Annotated in this window: 13 protein-coding genes; 4 read left to right on the top strand and 9 right to left on the bottom strand. The window is 61.8% G+C overall.

The window, feature by feature from the left end; translation table 11 throughout:
* Nucleotides 1–2: 2 nt before the first annotated feature.
* Nucleotides 3–3,899, bottom strand: coding sequence for a phosphoribosylformylglycinamidine synthase (purL, locus tag J3P81_RS19715; protein ID WP_420765357.1), 3,897 nt, complete (start codon nucleotides 3,897–3,899; stop codon nucleotides 3–5).
* A 288-nt stretch (nucleotides 3,900–4,187) separates the two neighbouring features.
* On the opposite strand from purL, the gene mltF reads away from it, so the two are divergent.
* Entirely contained in the window at nucleotides 4,188–5,648 is a 1,461-nt protein-coding gene (gene mltF, locus J3P81_RS19720) for a membrane-bound lytic murein transglycosylase MltF (protein WP_420765358.1), read from the top strand.
* 123 nt (nucleotides 5,649–5,771) lie between these two features.
* Here mltF and pdxJ read toward each other — a convergent pair whose 3' ends face one another.
* The 8 genes from pdxJ to lptF form a co-directional block, all read right to left on the bottom strand.
* Nucleotides 5,772–6,515, bottom strand: coding sequence for a pyridoxine 5'-phosphate synthase (pdxJ, locus tag J3P81_RS19725; RefSeq protein ID WP_434560439.1), 744 nt, complete (start codon nucleotides 6,513–6,515; stop codon nucleotides 5,772–5,774).
* A gap of 50 nt (nucleotides 6,516–6,565) precedes the next feature.
* Entirely contained in the window at nucleotides 6,566–7,255 is a 690-nt protein-coding gene (gene recO / locus J3P81_RS19730) for a DNA repair protein RecO (protein ID WP_434560441.1), read from the bottom strand.
* Nucleotides 7,256–7,420: 165 nt separating this feature from the next.
* Entirely contained in the window at nucleotides 7,421–8,323 is a 903-nt protein-coding gene (era, locus tag J3P81_RS19735) for a GTPase Era (RefSeq protein ID WP_434560443.1), read from the bottom strand.
* Complete coding sequence (rnc, locus tag J3P81_RS19740; RefSeq protein ID WP_245142433.1) at nucleotides 8,316–9,005, bottom strand: ribonuclease III; 690 nt, start codon at nucleotides 9,003–9,005, stop codon at nucleotides 8,316–8,318. The genes era and rnc overlap by 8 nt, the downstream gene beginning before the upstream one ends.
* Nucleotides 9,006–9,189: 184 nt before the next feature.
* A complete protein-coding gene (gene lepB, locus J3P81_RS19745; RefSeq protein WP_420765361.1) occupies nucleotides 9,190–10,044 on the bottom strand; it encodes a signal peptidase I in 855 nt (284 codons plus the stop codon).
* A gap of 5 nt (nucleotides 10,045–10,049) precedes the next feature.
* Nucleotides 10,050–11,849: a translation elongation factor 4 gene (lepA, locus tag J3P81_RS19750; RefSeq protein ID WP_245142437.1), complete on the bottom strand. Its 1,800-nt coding sequence runs from the start codon at nucleotides 11,847–11,849 to the stop codon at nucleotides 10,050–10,052.
* Between the two features lie 141 nt (nucleotides 11,850–11,990).
* Nucleotides 11,991–13,052, bottom strand: coding sequence for an LPS export ABC transporter permease LptG (gene lptG, locus J3P81_RS19755; RefSeq protein WP_420765362.1), 1,062 nt, complete (start codon nucleotides 13,050–13,052; stop codon nucleotides 11,991–11,993).
* Nucleotides 13,045–14,166: an LPS export ABC transporter permease LptF gene (lptF, locus tag J3P81_RS19760; protein WP_434560445.1), complete on the bottom strand. Its 1,122-nt coding sequence runs from the start codon at nucleotides 14,164–14,166 to the stop codon at nucleotides 13,045–13,047. The genes lptG and lptF overlap by 8 nt, the downstream gene beginning before the upstream one ends.
* A 361-nt stretch (nucleotides 14,167–14,527) precedes the next feature.
* On the opposite strand from lptF, the gene J3P81_RS19765 reads away from it, so the two are divergent.
* From J3P81_RS19765 to J3P81_RS19775, 3 genes are read left to right on the top strand one after another with little or no spacing between them, the layout of a single operon-like run.
* Nucleotides 14,528–16,018: a leucyl aminopeptidase gene (locus J3P81_RS19765; RefSeq protein ID WP_434560447.1), complete on the top strand. Its 1,491-nt coding sequence runs from the start codon at nucleotides 14,528–14,530 to the stop codon at nucleotides 16,016–16,018.
* A gap of 58 nt (nucleotides 16,019–16,076) precedes the next feature.
* Complete coding sequence (locus J3P81_RS19770) at nucleotides 16,077–16,505, top strand: DNA polymerase III subunit chi (RefSeq protein WP_420765365.1); 429 nt, start codon at nucleotides 16,077–16,079, stop codon at nucleotides 16,503–16,505.
* 7 nt (nucleotides 16,506–16,512) lie between these two features.
* Nucleotides 16,513–16,878 (top strand): DNA polymerase III subunit chi, encoded by a 366-nt coding sequence (locus tag J3P81_RS19775; protein ID WP_434560449.1) that lies wholly within the window; start codon nucleotides 16,513–16,515, stop codon nucleotides 16,876–16,878.
* The last annotated feature ends 95 nt before the right edge of the window (nucleotides 16,879–16,973 follow it).

The following is a 16,973-nucleotide window of genomic DNA, read 5'->3' on the forward strand; positions in this document are numbered from 1 at the left end:
CCTCAGTTCACCCAGACGCGCGCGTTGCGGAACATGCGCATCCATGGCGCGTCTTCGTTCCAGTCGTCCGAACGCCACGAGTTCTGCACCGCGCGGAACACCCGCTCCGGGTGCGGCATCATGATCGTGACGCGGCCGTCGCGGCTGGTCAGGCCGGTGATCCCGCGCGGCGAGCCGTTCGGGTTGGCCGGGTAGGTTTCGGTGACCTTGCCGTGGTTGTCGACAAAACGCAGCGACACACAACCGGACAGGTCGGCTTCAAGCAACGCTTCCTCGCTCTGGAACTCCGCATGGCCTTCACCGTGGGCGATGGCGATCGGCATGCGCGAACCGGCCATGCCCTGCAGGAAGATCGAGTTCGACTCCTGCACCTGGACCATCGCGACGCGGGCTTCGAACTGCTCGGAACGGTTACGCACGAAGTGCGGCCAGAACTCGCTGCCCGGGATCAGCTCGTGCAGGTTGGACATCATCTGGCAACCGTTGCACACACCGAGGGTGAAGCTGTCGTTGCGCTCGAAGAAGCCCTGGAACGCATCGCGGGCGCGGCTGTTGAACAGCGCCGACTTGGCCCAGCCTTCACCGGCGCCCAGCACGTCGCCGTAGGAGAAGCCGCCGCAGGCAACCATGCCTTTGAAATCGTTCAGGTCGACACGTCCGGCGAGGATGTCGCTCATGTGCACGTCGATCGCGCTGAAACCGGCGCGGTCGAACGCCGCCGCCATCTCCACCTGGCCGTTGACGCCCTGCTCGCGCAGGACCGCTACTTGCGGGCGAATGCCTTTCTTGATGTAAGGCGCGGCCACGTTTTCGTTGACGTCGAAGCTGAGCTTGGCGCTGAGGCCCGGGTTGTCTTCTTCCAGCAGCGCGTCGAACTCCTGCTCGGCGCATTCGGCGTTGTCGCGCAGGCGCTGGATCTGGTAGCTGGTCTCGGCCCACTGGCGCTGCAACAAGCGACGCTGGCCTTCGAAGACGGTGTCGCCGTTGAAGGTGATATTGATGTGGGCGTTGTTGATCGGCTGGCCGATGACCGAGACGCACTCGGCCAGGCCGGCGGCGCTGAACTGCGCGAGGATGTCCGGGGTGGCGTCCTGGCGAACCTGGATCACCGCACCCAACTCTTCGTTGAACAGGATCGCCGGGATCTCACTGGCCGACTCGGCCACGCTGTCCAGGGTCAGGTTCAAGCCGCAGTGACCGGCGAAAGCCATTTCCATCACGGTGGTCAGCAAGCCGCCATCGGAACGGTCGTGGTAGGCCAACAGGTGACCGTCGGCGTTCAGGCCCTGGATCACGGCGAAGAACGCCTTCAGGTCTTCGGCATCGTCGACGTCCGGTGCTTGCGAGCCGAGCTTGCCGTGCACCTGGGCCAGGATCGAGGCGCCCATGCGGTTCTGGCCACGGCCCAGGTCGATCAGGATCAGGTCGGTGGTGCCCTTGTCCATGCGCAGTTGCGGGGTCAGGGTCTGGCGGATGTCGGTGACCGGGGCGAAACCGGTCACGATCAGCGACAGTGGCGAGGTCACGCTCTTGTCCACGCCTTCGTCGTTCCAGCGCGTGGCCATGGACATGGAGTCCTTGCCCACCGGAATGGTGATGCCCAGTTCAGGGCACAGTTCCATGCCGACGGCCTTGACGGTGTCGTACAAGCGCGCGTCTTCACCGGGGTGACCGGCGGCGGACATCCAGTTGGCCGACAGCTTGATGTCGGAAATCTTGCCGATGCGCGAGGCCGCGATGTTGGTCAGGGTCTCACCGATCGCCATGCGGCCCGACGCCGGGGCGTCCAGCAGCGCCAGCGGCGTGCGCTCGCCCATGGCCATCGCTTCGCCAGTGTAGACGTCGAAGCTGGTGGCGGTCACGGCCACGTCGGCCACCGGCACCTGCCATGGGCCGACCATCTGATCACGTGCCACGAGGCCGGTGATGGTGCGGTCGCCGATGGTGATCAGGAAGCTCTTGCTCGCCACGGCCGGGTGATGCAGCACGCGCTCGATGGAATCGGCGATGTCGAGGGTGGACGGATCGAAATCGTCGCCCAGCTCGGTTTCGCGAACCGCCGAACGGTGCATGCGCGGGGCTTTGCCCAGCAGCACTTCCAGCGGCATGTCAACCGGGCTGTTGCCAAAGTGGCTGTCGGTCACGGTCAGTTGCGGCTCGGCGGTGGCTTCACCCACCACGGCAAACGGGCAACGCTCGCGTTCGCAAATGGCCTGGAAGCGCTCGAAGTCAGCCGGGCCGACCGCCAGGACGTAACGCTCCTGGGATTCGTTGCTCCAGATTTCGTGCGGGGCCATGCCCGGCTCGTCGTTCGGAATGTTGCGCAATTCGAAGCGGCCTCCACGGCCACCGTCGTTGACCAGTTCCGGGAAGGCGTTGGACAGGCCGCCCGCGCCGACGTCGTGGATGAAGCTGATGGGGTTGTTCTCACCCAACTGCCAGCAACGGTCGATGACTTCCTGGCAACGGCGTTCCATCTCCGGGTTTTCCCGCTGGACCGACGCGAAATCCAGGTCGGCCGAGCTGGTGCCGGTGGCCATGGAGGAAGCCGCGCCGCCGCCCAGGCCGATCAGCATGGCCGGGCCGCCGAGGACGATCAGCTTGGAGCCGACCACGATCTCGCCTTTCTGCACGTGTTCGGCGCGGATGTTGCCCATGCCGCCAGCGAGCATGATCGGCTTGTGATAACCGCGAACCTCTTCACCGCGAGGGGTGGTGATGGACTGTTCGAAGGTACGGAAATAACCGGTCAGGGCCGGACGGCCGAATTCGTTGTTGAACGCCGCGCCGCCCAGTGGGCCTTCGATCATGATGTCGAGGGCGTTGACGATGCGCTCAGGCTTGCCGTAAGGCTTTTCCCACGGCTGTTCGAAGCCAGGAATCTGCAGGTTCGACACGGTGAAGCCGGTCAGGCCGGCCTTGGGCTTGGCACCACGACCGGTGGCGCCTTCGTCGCGGATCTCGCCACCGGAACCGGTGGACGCGCCCGGGAACGGGGCAATGGCGGTCGGGTGGTTGTGGGTCTCGACTTTCATCAGGATGTGCACCGGCTCCTGGACCGCACCGTACTGGCGGGTCTCGGGGTTCGGGTAGAAGCGACCGGCAACATTGCCGACGATCACCGCGGCGTTGTCCTTGTAGGCCGACAGCACACCTTCGTTGTGCATCTGGTAGGTGTTCTTGATCATGCCGAACAGGCTCTTTTCCTGGCTCTGGCCGTCAATGTCCCAACTGGCGTTGAAGATCTTGTGGCGGCAATGCTCGGAGTTGGCCTGGGCGAACATCATCAGTTCGATGTCGTGGGGGTTGCGCTTCAAGCCCTGGAAGGCGTTGACCAGGTAATCGATCTCGTCTTCGGCCAGGGCCAGGCCCAGCTCGGCGTTGGCTTTTTCCAGCGCGGCGCGGCCACCGCCCAATACGTCGATGGCGGTCAGCGGCTTGGGTTCGGCGTGGCTGAACAGGCCGGCGGCCTGCTCCAGGTTGCCCAGTACGACCTGGGTCATGCGGTCATGCAGGCCTTCGGCGATCAGTTGGGCCTCGGCCTCGCTGAACTCACCGGCGACATAAAAGGCAATGCCGCGCTCCAGGCGCTGGATCTTCGACAGGCCGCAGTTGCGGGCAATGTCACTGGCCTTGCTCGACCACGGCGAAATGGTGCCGAAACGCGGCAACACCAGGAACAGGCGGCCGGTTGGCTCCTGGACTGGAACACTTGGGCCGTACTTCAGGAGGCGCGCGAGCACCTGCTGTTCGTCGCCAGTCAAACCGCCGGTAACTTCGGCGAAGTGAGCGAATTCAGCATACAAGCCACTGACAGCCGGTACTTTCTGGCTCAGTTGCTCAAGAAGTTTGCTGTGGCGAAAGGCAGAAAGGGCAGGAGCGCCGCGCAGGATCAACATCTTCGGGACAGCCTCGGGAAGGGGTGTGCTTTGAGGCCGTGCATTCTAGCCTAAACCGCTGCCAACGGCACCCGAAACGCTACGTCAGGTGCGAGCCGAACGTCGGTCGTGGCGCGGATAGCTTGATTACCCGGCCATCCGGCCCGCGCCACAGAGATATTTTTTATCCCTGCGGGGCCTTGCCGCGCGCCGGCCCGCTTGGCTTGCGGACACGTTTTGCAACCTCTATCAGACTGGCCTTTTGCTGTCGATATATGGCGGTCGAGGCCGTTTGCGTATACTGCGCAGATGTTTTCCCCAACGGCTTTGCGTCCGCGGTACGCCAGATGGCTGATCGCAACCGGACTCTTCCTGGTGCTCAGTGGCTGTGTTGAGAAACCCAACACACTGGAGCGCGTAAAGGAGGATGGCGTGCTGCGGGTCGTTACCCGGAACAGCCCCGCCACCTACTTCCAGGATCGCAGTGGTGAAACCGGCTTCGAATACGAGCTGGTGAAGCGTTTCGCCGAGGATTTGGGGGTCGAGCTGAAAATCGAGACCGCCGACAACCTCGACGACCTGTTCAGCCAGATCGGCAAGCCCAACGGCCCGGTGCTGGCCGCGGCAGGCCTGGTCAGCAGCGAACAGCGCAAAAAACAGGTTCGCTTTTCCAGCCCTTACCTGGAAGTCACCCCGCAGATCATCTATCGCAACGGTCAGTCGCGCCCCACCGACGCGGCGGCCCTGGCCGGCAAGAAGATCATGGTGCTCAAGGGCAGCTCCCATGCCGAACAATTGGCACAGCTGAAGCAGCAATATCCTGGGATCGAATACGAAGAATCCGACGCCGTTGAAGTCGTCGACCTGCTGCGCATGGTCGACGAGGGCCAGATCGACCTGACGCTGGTGGACTCCAACGAAGTGGCGATGAACCAGGTCTACTTCCCCAACGTGCGCGTGGCGTTCGACCTGGGCGACACCCGCAGCCAGAGCTGGGCAGTGGGCCCCGGCGAAGACAACAGCCTGCTCAATGAAATCAACGCCTACCTGAACAAGGTGCAGAAGAATGGCACGTTGCAGCGGTTGAAGGATCGCTACTACGGCCACGTTGACGTCCTCGGCTATATGGGCGCAACGACGTTTGCCCAGCACCTGCAGCAGCGGCTGCCCAAATACGAACAGCATTTCAAGACCTACGCCAAGAAGGAAAAAGTCGATTGGCGGTTGCTGGCTGCCATCGGCTATCAGGAATCGCTCTGGCAACCGACGGTGACCTCCAAGACCGGTGTGCGCGGCCTGATGATGCTGACCCAGAACACTGCCCAGGCCATGGGTGTATCCAACCGCCTCGATCCGAAGCAGAGCATCATGGGCGGCGCCAAGTACCTGGCCTATATGAAGGAACAACTGGATGAAAGCATCGAGGAACCGGACCGCACCTGGTTCGCCCTCGCCGCCTATAACGTGGGCAGTGGTCATCTGGACGACGCGCGCAAGCTCGCCGCCAAGGAAGGACTGAATCCGAACAAGTGGCTGGACGTGAAAAAAATCCTGCCGCGCCTGTCCCAGAAGCAGTGGTACAGCAAGACCCGCTACGGCTATGCCCGGGGCGGAGAGCCGGTGCATTTCGTGGCGAACATCCGTCGCTACTACGACATCTTGACCTGGGTGACGCAGCCACAGCTCGAAGGCAACCAGGTGGCCGAGGGCAACCTGCACGTGCCGGGTGTCGACAAGAGCAAGCCGAGCCAGGAATCACCGCAACTCTGACAGCCATACACATCTAAATGTGGGAGCGAGCCTGCTCGCGAAAGCAGTGCATCAGTCGACATGATTGTTAACTGACACTCCGCTTTCGCGAGCAGGCTCGCTCCCACAGGGTGTGGTGATGGGTCAGGATCTGGCGGCCGCCAGGATCAGCGCCTTCATTTCCGACACAGCTGACTTGAACCCGACAAACAACGCATGGGCCACCAGCGCATGGCCGATGTTCAGCTCGTTGATGCCCTTGATGGCGGCGACAGCTTCGACGTTGTGATAATGCAGGCCGTGGCCGGCGTTGACGATCAGGCCCTGGGCCAGGCCAAAGGTGACGCCGTCTGCCACCCGTTGCAGCTCATCGGCCACGTCCGTGGGGGTCTGGGCATCGGCGTAGCGCCCGGTGTGCAGCTCGATGGCCGGCGCGCCGACCCGCTTGGAGGCTTCGATCTGCCGCTCGTCGGCGTCGATGAACAGCGATACCTCGGCGCCCATCTTCGACAGCCGCTCCACCGCGGCCTTGATCCGCGCCTCCTGCCCCGCCACGTCCAGGCCGCCTTCGGTGGTCAGCTCCTGACGGGTTTCCGGGACCAGGCAGATGTGCGCAGGGCGGATGCGCTCGGCAAAGGCCATCATTTCTTCGGTCACGCCCATTTCGAAGTTCATGCGGGTTTGCAGCACATCCTTGAGCAGCAGCACATCGCGCTCCTGGATGTGGCGACGGTCCTCGCGCAGGTGCACGGTAATGCCATCGGCGCCCGCCTCTTCGGCATCCAGTGCGGCCTTGACCGGATCCGGGTAGCGCGTACCTCGGGCCTGGCGCAGGGTGGCGACATGGTCGATGTTCACGCCGAGAAGAATGCGATTGCTGGTGCTCACGAAAAGCGCTCCTGAATGGACAGAGATTCGGCCCACAGCATACGGGTAGATCAGGGCTTGCGAAACAGCTCGCGACTGACCAGCGGCCGGCCGCCCAAATGAACCGCCAGGGCTTGGCGCATCAAACGCTTGGCCGCCGCCAATGCACCGGGCGCGGTCCAGTCGGCCTCGGCCATGGCAAGAAGCTCAACGCCATTGAACAACCCGGGTTGCAACTGGTAGACCTGCTCCAGGCCCGCGTCCACCTGTAAGCGGTAGAGGCCGTCCGCCGCGATGGGTTGTCCGTGCAGGTCGGTGTCGAGGGAAAAACCGTAGCCCAGATCGTCCAGCAGGCGCCATTCGAAAGAGCGCAGCAATGGCTCCAGAGGGCGACCTTCGGCCAGGGCCAGCAGCGTGGCGGCATAGTGGTCGAAGACTTCAGGATGAGGATCCTCGGCGGGGAGCAGGCGGATCAGCAATTCATTGAGGTACAAACCACTGAACAGCGCTTCGCCGTTGAGCCAGGCCGCGACGCCGTTGCTTTCCATGCGCCCGACATTCTTCAATTCGCCCCTGCCGCGAAACTCGACGTCCAATGGGACGAACGGCCGCGCCAGCGTCCCGGCCTTGCCCCGAGCCCCACGCAACACCGCTCTCAGCCGCCCTTGGGGCGTGAGGAAGTCCACCAGGGCGCTGCTTTCGCGGTAGGCGCGGCTGTGCAGGACATAGGCGGGTTGGGCGGTGGGAGGGGTCGCAGCCATCTGGGTTCTCAATGAACAAACGCAATTTTACCGGCAACCACAAACCACTGTGGGAGCGAGCCTGCTCGCGATGAGGGACTGATATTCAACAGGGATGTTGACTGACAGACCGCTATCGCGAGCAGGCTCGCTCCCACAGTGGCATTCATGTACTCACATTAAGGATTACAGGTCGCCGTAACCCAGCGAACGCAACGCGCGCTCGTCATCGGACCAGCCGCCTTTCACCTTGACCCACAGGTTGAGCATGATCTTGGAGTCGAACAGCAGCTCCATGTCCTTGCGCGCCTCGGTGCCGATGCGCTTGATGCGCTCGCCCTTGTCGCCAATGATGATCTTCTTCTGGCCATCACGTTCGACGAGGATCAAGGCATGGATGTGCAGGGTCTTGCCCTGTTGCTTGAATTCCTCGATCTCCACCGTGATCTGGTACGGCAGCTCGGCGCCCATCTGGCGCATGATTTTCTCGCGCACCAACTCGGCGGCGAGGAAACGGCTGCTGCGGTCGGTGATCTGGTCTTCAGGAAAGAAATGATCGTTTTCCGGCAGGTGCTCGGCGATCACCCGCTCCAGCGCGTCGAGGTTGTAACCGTGTTGGGCGGAGATCGGGATGATTTGCGCGTTCGGCAACTGTTCCTGCAACCAGGTCAGGTGCGGCATCAGCTCTGCCTTGTCTTCGATGCGGTCGGTCTTGTTCAGCGCCACGATCAAGGGACCGGTCACGTATTGGACGCGCTCGAGGACCATCTGGTCTTCTTCGGTCCACTTGGTGCGGTCGACCACGAAGATCACCACGTCAACGTCTTTCAACGCTGCCGAGGCAGTCTTGTTCATGTAGCGGTTCAGGGCCTTCTCACCGCCCTTGTGCATTCCCGGAGTATCGACGTAGATCGCCTGCACATCGCCTTCGGTCTTGATGCCCAGCATGTTGTGGCGCGTGGTCTGAGGCTTGCGCGAGGTGATCGCCAGCTTCTGGCCCAGGATGTGGTTCAGCAACGTGGACTTGCCCACGTTCGGCCGACCGACAATGGCGACATAGCCGCATCGGGTGACGGTTGTATCAGTCATTGCCATTCTCCACGCCCAAGGCGATCAGTGCTGCGGCGGCCGCTACCTGTTCGGCGATACGACGGCTCACGCCCTGGCCACGGCTTTTTTCATTCAATAAGACCACTTCGCATTCGACGAAAAAGGTTCGGCAATGCGGTTCCCCCTGGATATCCACCACTTCGTAGCGTGGCAGTTCGCAACTGCGCGATTGCAAAAATTCCTGCAAGCGGGTCTTGGGGTCCTTGTTGGTGTCCACCAGCGTCAGGCTGTCGATCTCGGAAGTCAGCCAGGCCAGCACGCGCTCGCGCGCCATTTCCATGCCCGAGTCCAGGTAGATCGCGCCAATCAATGCCTCCAGGGCGTCGGCGAGGATCGATTCGCGGCGGAAACCACCGCTTTTCAGTTCGCCGGAACCCAGGCGCAGGTACTCGCCCAAGTCGAAACCCCGGGCCAATACGGCCAGGGTCTCACCTTTCACGAGTCTTGCGCGCAAACGCGACAACTGGCCTTCGCGAGCCAGGGGAAAGCGTTCGAACAACGCCTCGCCGGCGACGAAATTGAGGATGGCATCGCCGAGGAATTCCAGGCGCTCGTTGTTGCGCCCGGCAAAACTGCGGTGAGTGAGGGCCAGGAGCATCAGTTCCTGATCCTTGAAGGTGTAGCCGAGCTGACGCTCGAGGCGGCTTAGAGAAACGCTCACGGTTTACCCACGCTGAGTTCGTGGCTGGATTCCACCGCCACGGCGGCAAGGCGCCGTTGGCTTGGGACAATTAACGCTGTGTTCAAAAATGACGTCCTGACTATCGTTGGCTTCATGCCTTCGGGCAGCCTTGTGCAGGCTCCAGAAATGCATTCGGCGCTGTGTTCAACAGCGCCGTGTGTGATTACTTGATCAACCCTACCCGCGAGAAGTTCGGCAGGTGGCTGAGTTTGGGTTCCGGCCAGCTCATCCAGACCGCAAAGGCCTTGCCGACAATATTGCGGTCGGGGACCATGCCCAACATGTCCTTGGGTATGTTCGGATCATCCCAGTAACGGCTGTCGTTGGAGTTGTCGCGGTTGTCGCCCATCATGAAATAGTGCCCGGCCGGCACGGTCCATGAATGGTCCGGCGTGGCGCGGTAGCGGCTCATTTCCTTGCGGATCTGGTGTTCTGCCTCGCCGAGTTTTTCCTTGTAGAGCTCGGCACTGCCCAGCGTGCCCGGTTCGGAACCGATCAACTGCTCGGCAACCAGTTCGCCATTGACGAACAAACGTTTGTCGGCCGTATAGCGGATTTTGTCGCCCGGCAGGCCCACCACACGCTTGATGTAGTTGACGTTCGGATCGCTTGGGAAGCGGAACACCATCACGTCGCCGCGTTGCGGGTCGCCGATCTCGATGACCTTCTTGTCGATCACTGGCAGCCGGATCCCATAGGAAAACTTGTTCACCAGGATGAAGTCGCCCACGTCCAGGGTGGGCTTCATCGAACCGGACGGAATCTGGAACGGCTCCACCAGGAACGAGCGCAGCACCAGCACGATGAACAGCACCGGGAAGAACGACTTGCCGTACTCGACAAGCAGCGGTTCCTTGTTGAGCTTTTCAATGACCACGCCGTCAGGCTGGCTGACACTGCCCTGATAAGAGGCAATGGCGGCCCGGCGCCGAGGCGCCAGGAACAACAGATCAAGCAACGCCAACAGGCCGCAGACAAACACGGCGATAACCAGCAACAGCGGGAAATTTAGCGACATAGGACCTAACTATCCAACCTGAGCACCGCGAGGAAGGCTTCCTGTGGAATTTCCACGTTGCCGACCTGCTTCATGCGTTTTTTACCGGCCTTCTGCTTTTCCAACAGCTTGCGCTTACGGCTGACATCGCCGCCGTAGCATTTGGCCAATACGTTCTTTCTGAGTGCCTTGACGGTTGTACGCGCCACAATCTGCCCGCCAATGGCGGCCTGGATTGCCACATCGAACATCTGCCGCGGAATCAGTTCCTTCATCTTCTCGGTCAACGCACGACCTTTGTAGTGCGCGTTGTCGCGGTGCACGATCAATGCCAGGGCATCGACTTTTTCGCCGTTGATCAGCACATCCAGTTTCACCAGATTAGCCGATTGGTAACGATCGAAATGATAGTCCAGCGAAGCATAGCCGCGGCTGGTGGATTTCAGGCGATCGAAGAAGTCCAGCACCACTTCGTTCATCGGCAGGTCGTAGGTCACCTGGACCTGCGAGCCGAGGAACAGCATGTCGTGCTGCACGCCGCGCTTCTCGATGCACAGGGTAATGACGTTGCCCAGGTGCTCCTGAGGCACAAGGATGTTGGCCCTCACGATCGGCTCGCGCATGTCTTCGATGGCCGACAGGTCCGGCAGCTTGGACGGGTTGTCGACGTAGATAGTCTCGCCGTTCTTGAGCAGCAGCTCGAAGATTACCGTCGGCGCCGTGGTGATCAGGTCCAGGTCGTACTCGCGCTCCAGGCGCTCCTGGATGATTTCCATGTGCAGCATGCCGAGGAACCCGCAACGGAAGCCAAAGCCCAGGGCGTCGGAACTTTCCGGGGTGTACTGCAGGGACGAGTCGTTCAGGGTCAGCTTTTGCAGGGCTTCGCGGAAGTCTTCGAAGTCGTCGGAACTGACCGGGAACAGGCCGGCGTAGACCTGTGGCTGGATGCGTTTGAAGCCTGGCAGCACATCGACATCCGGGGTGGAACTCAAGGTCAGGGTATCGCCCACCGGCGCCCCATGAATGTCCTTGATGCCCGCGATGATGAAGCCCACTTCACCGGCCTTCAGGTCGGTGGTAGCGGTGTGTTTCGGGTTGAAGACACCGACGCTGTCCACCAGGTGGATCTTGCCGGTGGACTTGACCAGGATCTTGTCGCCCTTCTTCACGCGGCCATGGCGCACGCGAACCAGGGAAACCACGCCCAGGTAGTTGTCGAACCAGGAGTCGATGATCAACGCTTGCAGCGGATCTTCGATATTGCCGGTCGGCGCGGGGATGGTGGTGACGAGGCGCTCGAGCACTTCATCCACGCCCAGGCCGGTCTTGGCGCTGCACGTGACCGCGTCGGTGGCATCGATGCCGATGATTTTTTCGATTTCTTCCTTCACGCGGTCCGGATCGGCCTGGGGCAGGTCGATCTTGTTCAGCACCGGCATGACTTCCAGGCCCTGCTCGATGGCCGTGTAGCAGTTGGCGACCGACTGGGCCTCGACGCCCTGGCCGGCATCGACCACCAGCAACGCACCTTCACAGGCCGCCAGCGACCGGCTGACTTCATAGGTGAAGTCGACGTGGCCCGGGGTATCGATGAAGTTGAGCTGGTAGGTAATGCCGTCGCGAGCCTTGTAGTAAAGGGTAACGCTGTGGGCCTTGATGGTGATCCCGCGTTCACGCTCGAGGTCCATGGAGTCCAGGACCTGGGCTTCCATTTCACGCTCGGCCAGGCCGCCGCACATCTGGATGAAGCGATCAGCCAGCGTCGACTTGCCATGGTCAATGTGGGCGATGATGGAGAAATTGCGGATATGACTCAAATCACTCACGGATCAACACTCAAAAAGGCTGCAGGCATGGCCCGCCGAAAAATAGCCGGGAATTGTACCCGATACACCGCGCAAGCGTCACGCTCGCCTGTCGATGAGCATGTGTGGCGAGGATGCTTGCTCGCCACATCGAGCGTTGAATCAACCTGCCCGGCGCAACAGCCAGAGCCCGGCCAACGCGCAGACGCCGGCCGGCACCAGCACCGCGAACAATGGCGAGAAGCCGAACACCAGGCTCGATGGCCCGAGCAGATCCTGGGCAATGCGGAAAGTAAAGCCCACTAGCACACCGGTGAATACCCGTTGGCCAAGGGTCACGGAGCGCAGCGGACCGAAGATGAAGGAGATGGCCATCAACACCAGCGCAGCGGTCACCAGGGGTTGCAACACCTTGACCCAAAAAGCCAGCCAGTAGCGACCGTTGTTCAGGCCCTGGTCCGCCAGGTAATGGATGTACCCCCACAATCCGGTGATGGACAACGAGTCCGGCGCCATGACCACGGTGCTGAGCAGCTGCGGGCTGAGCGCCACGTCCCAGCGTTCCTGCGGTGCGGCGACGACTTCGGTGCGCTTGTCATGGAACAGCGTGGTGGTGACATCGCTCAGTTGCCAGTGATCGTCGGCGAATTGGGCCCGCTTGGCGAAGCTGGAGGACAACATATGCCGCTGATCGTCGAAACGGTAGCGGGTCACGCCATACAAGGTTCCGTTGGGTTGGACCGAGTTGATATGGATGAACTCTTCGCCCTGGCGGTGCCACAGACCGTGCTTGGCGCTTTGCGCGTCACCGCCGCCCTGGGCCAGGGAGCGGTTGGCCTGGGCGGTATTCTCGGTGGCCGGGGCGACGTACTCGCCGATCAGCACACCCACCAGCATCAGCACCAGCATGGGTTTCATCACCGCCCAGACGATCCGACCGATGGACACGCCAGCGGCGCGCATGATGGTCAGTTCGCTGTTGCTCGCCAGGCTGCCCAGGCCGATCAGGCAGCCGATCAATGCGGCCATCGGCAGCATGTCGTACAAGCGGCGCGGCGCGGTCAGCAATACGTAGCTCGCCACGTCCAGCAGCGTATAGGTATCGCTGACATCGCCCATTTCATCAATGAACGCGAACAAGGTCGCCAGGCCAAGAATGATCCCCAATACGGCGAGGATCGCCATGAATACGCTGCTGCCGATGTAGCGATCGAGCTTAACCACGGGCCACCTCCAGCGCGCTGCGACGACTTGCGAGCTTCAGGCGCAGCGGCTCCCAGTAGAGCAGCCCCAGGCCAATGGCCAGAAATATCGAATGCACCCACCACAGGCCCAGCGTCGGAGGGATCTTGCCTTTCTCCAGGGCGCTGCGGGCGGAAATCAGGATGGTCAGGTAAGCCATATACAAAAGAATCGCCGGCAACAACTTGAGGAAACGGCCCTGGCGCGGATTGACCCGCGACAGCGGAACCGCCATGAGCGTCACGATAAATACCAGCAGCGGCAGCGACAGGCGCCATTGCAGCTCGGTGCGGGCGCGGATGTCGTCGTTGCCCAGCAGGCTGGCCGTGGACATGGCGTCACGATCGGTGACTTCGTCGCTGGCCTCCGGCTTGGGTAGCAATACGCCGTAGGTGTCGTACTTGATCGCCCGGTAGTTGGCCTGGCCTGGCGTGCCATCGTAGCGATAGCCATTTTCAAGGATCAGGTAGCGGTTGCCGTCGGGGTTGATTTCCTGGCGACCTTTTTCAGCCACCAGCACGGAAATGCCCCGATCCTTCTTGGTGTCAGAAGACACATTCTTCTGGGTAATGAAGACGCCGCCCAGGTCGATGCGATCGTCCGAGAGTTGTTCGGTATAAGTGACCCGCGTCCCGTCCCGCAGGGCCTGGAAGCGCCCCGGTACCAAGGTGTCGAATTCGGTCATGGCGTCCTGCTGGTTGATCAACAGCTGGAACTGGTTGGCCCCTTGCGGCGACAGGCTCAGGCTCAGCCACGCGACCACCAGCGCCACGAGCGTTGCCGGGAACAAGGTGATGCGGAACAGCCGTTGCTGGCTCATACCGGTGGCCGACAGCACGGTCATTTCGCTGTCCAGATACAAGCGCCCATAGGCCAGCAGGATGCCGAGGAACAGCCCCAGCGGCAGAATCAATTGCAGGAAGCCCGGCAGGCGGAACCCCATGATCAGGAACAGGGAGCCCGGGTCCAAGGCACCGGAGGCCGCCTGGGCGAGGTATTTGATGAAGCGCCCGCTCATGATGATGACCAGCAGCACGGCGCTGACGGCGCTCAGGGTCAACAGGACTTCGCGGGATAGGTAACGGAAGACGATCAAACCAGACACTCCAGGATTGTCAGGCTGGGCCTTGTACGAGAAGCGCCTGCGCGACTTTTCATACGAACCCTAAGGCGGCCAAACTAGCAAACGTATCGAGCCGGCCCACAACGCGAGCCGCCGAAAAAAGAGCCGCATTATCCTGTGATTGGAGGCGCCTGTCACTGCGCACGCTTTAAGCAGACGCTTCATGGCCAAAAAGTTAACGATTGCCAGGGTTGTCAGGCTCGGGCGCCGAGGTTCAAACTGCCGCCTTTGTCGCCGGCAAGCCCCGGCGCTTCTTTTTATAGAAGACAGCTGTTCAGCGCGCCAATGTCGTCGTGGCGCCTGGCCTCTTGACCATTGACTCAAGGATCCGGACATGGAACTGGTTGTAAAAAGCGTCAGCCCAGAAACGTTGAAGACCGCCACCCTGGTGGTTGCCGTGGGTGAAAACCGCAAGCTCGGCGTCGTTGCCAGCCAGCTCGACGCCCTGAGCGGCGGTGCAATCAGCGCCGTGCTCAAGCGCGGCGACCTGGCCGGCAAGGTCGGCCAGAGCCTGTTGCTGCACAACCTGCCCAACCTCAAGGCCGACCGTGTGATGCTGGTGGGCGTGGGCAAGGACGCCGAACTGGGCGACCGTCCGTTGCGCAAGATCATCGCCGGCGTGCTGGCCACCCTGAAAAACCTCGGTGGCGGCGACGCTGCACTGGCGCTGGACGAACTGATAGTCAAAGGCCGCGACAGCTACGGCAAGAATCGCCTGCTGGCCGAAACCCTGATTGACGGCGAGTACCAGTTCGACCGCTTCAAGAGCCAGAAAGCCGAACCGCGCGCCCTGAAGAAAATCACCCTGCTGACCATCAAGGCCGCCCAGGCCGAAGTCCAGCGCGCCGTGACCCATGCCACCGCCATTGCCAACGGCATGGCTTTCACCCGTGACCTGGGAAACCTGCCGCCGAACATCTGCCACCCGACTTTCATGGGCGAACAGGCCAAGGCGCTTGGCAAGGAATTCAAGGGTCTCAAGGTCGAGGTCTTCGACGAGAAGAAGATCAAGGACCTGGGCATGGGCTCGTTCTATGCCGTCGGCCAGGGCAGCGCCCAGCCGCCGCGCCTGATCGTCATGCAATACAACGGTGGCAAGAAATCCGAGAAGCCGTACGCGCTGGTCGGCAAGGGCATCACCTTCGACACCGGCGGCATCAGCCTCAAGCCCGGCGCCGGCATGGACGAAATGAAATATGACATGGGCGGTGCCGCCAGCGTGTTCGGCACCCTGCGCGCCGTGCTCGAACTGCAATTGCCGATCAACCTGGTGTGCATCCTCGCCTGCGCCGAGAACATGCCCAGCGGCACGGCGTCGCGCCCTGGCGACATCGTCACCACCATGAGCGGCCAGACTGTCGAAATCCTCAACACCGACGCCGAAGGCCGCTTGGTGCTGTGCGACGCCCTCACCTACTCCGAGCGCTTCAAGCCGCAAGCGGTGATCGACATCGCCACTCTGACCGGCGCCTGCGTGGTTGCCTTGGGCGCCCATACCTCGGGCCTGCTGGGCAACAATGACGAGCTGATCGCCCAATTGCTGAGCGCCGGCCAGCAAGCCGACGACCGCGCCTGGCAACTGCCGTTGTTCGACGAGTACCAGGAACAGCTGGACAGCCCATTCGCCGACATCGCCAACATCGGCGGCCCGAAAGCCGGGACCATCACGGCGGCGTGCTTCTTGTCGCGCTTCACCAAGAACTTGAATTGGGCGCACCTGGACATCGCCGGCACGGCCTGGACCAGCGGCGGCAAGGACAAGGGCGCCACCGGCCGTCCGGTCCCCCTGTTGACCCAGTACCTGCTGGACCGCGCCAAAGCCTGACACTGATGATAGCCGGTACGTCGCCTTCGGGCGGCGCATCGGCGATCCAGGAACCACAATGACCAAAGTCGATTTCTATATCCTGCCCAGCGCCGATCCCTCGGCGCGGCTGGATTTCGCCTGCAAACTCACCGAAAAGGCCTGGCGCATGGGCCATCGCATCTACCTGCATTGCAGCGATGCCGCCCAGCGTGACGACCTCGATGCGCGCTTGTGGGCGTTCAAGGGAGAGAGCTTCGTGCCCCATGGCCCTGCCGAAAACGAACCCGAGGGCTTGATCGTACTCGGGCTCGGGAATGACTGCGGGCAACACCACGACCTGCTGGTCAACCTCGACCTGAAAGTGCCGGCCTTCGCCCAGCGCTTCGCCCGGGTGGCGGAAGTGGTGGTGGAAGACCCGGCCATCCGGCAAGCCGCTCGGGAGAGTTTCCGTTTCTACCGTGAACAGGGCTATCCTCTGCAAGACCACCGTTTACAGCGACTCTGAGCCTACGATGGATACTCCAAAACCTTCGCAAAAACCCGCGCAACTGCTGGATGACCTCGAGTCGATCCGCCAACTGCTCGGCGATGACAACCTGCAACCGCCGCTGCTGACCGATACGGTGGAGCACGAGCCGGTGCATGACGAACAGATCCCGCTGCTGTTCGACCCGATCAACGGCCAGCCTGAACCCCAGCCAGCCACCAAGGCAGAACCGAAAGGCCCCGACGCCTTGCTACACCTGGACCGAGAACTTCGCGCCGCCGCGCAGTTGATCATGCAAGACGTCATCGACGACTTCGCACCGCATATCGAGACCGAGATCAAGCGCCGGTTGGATGCGCGGATGGAGCGGTTGTTGAGCCAGTACGAATAGCGTCCTCCGCCTCATTGTGAACATCCTGTGGGAGCGAGCCTGCTCGCGATAGCGGGCTGTCAGTCACCATCCATGTTGAATGTGATGGCCTTATC

It is taken from the genome of Pseudomonas sp. R1-6 (assembly GCF_051132115.1).
GTDB lineage: Bacteria > Pseudomonadota > Gammaproteobacteria > Pseudomonadales > Pseudomonadaceae > Aquipseudomonas.

Bases quoted from the DNA above. Each gene is read 5' to 3' on its own strand.
- recO (WP_434560441.1), bottom strand. From the start codon at position 7,255: ATGGCTGCGACCCCTCCCACCGCCCAACCCGCCTATGTCCTGCACAGC.
- J3P81_RS19765 (WP_434560447.1), top strand. From the start codon at position 14,528: ATGGAACTGGTTGTAAAAAGCGTCAGCCCAGAAACGTTGAAGACCGCC.
- J3P81_RS19770 (WP_420765365.1), top strand. From the start codon at position 16,077: ATGACCAAAGTCGATTTCTATATCCTGCCCAGCGCCGATCCCTCGGCG.
- J3P81_RS19775 (WP_434560449.1), top strand. From the start codon at position 16,513: ATGGATACTCCAAAACCTTCGCAAAAACCCGCGCAACTGCTGGATGAC.
- mltF (WP_420765358.1), top strand. From the start codon at position 4,188: ATGTTTTCCCCAACGGCTTTGCGTCCGCGGTACGCCAGATGGCTGATC.
- lepB (WP_420765361.1), bottom strand. From the start codon at position 10,044: ATGTCGCTAAATTTCCCGCTGTTGCTGGTTATCGCCGTGTTTGTCTGC.
- purL (WP_420765357.1), bottom strand. From the start codon at position 3,899: ATGTTGATCCTGCGCGGCGCTCCTGCCCTTTCTGCCTTTCGCCACAGC.
- era (WP_434560443.1), bottom strand. From the start codon at position 8,323: ATGACTGATACAACCGTCACCCGATGCGGCTATGTCGCCATTGTCGGT.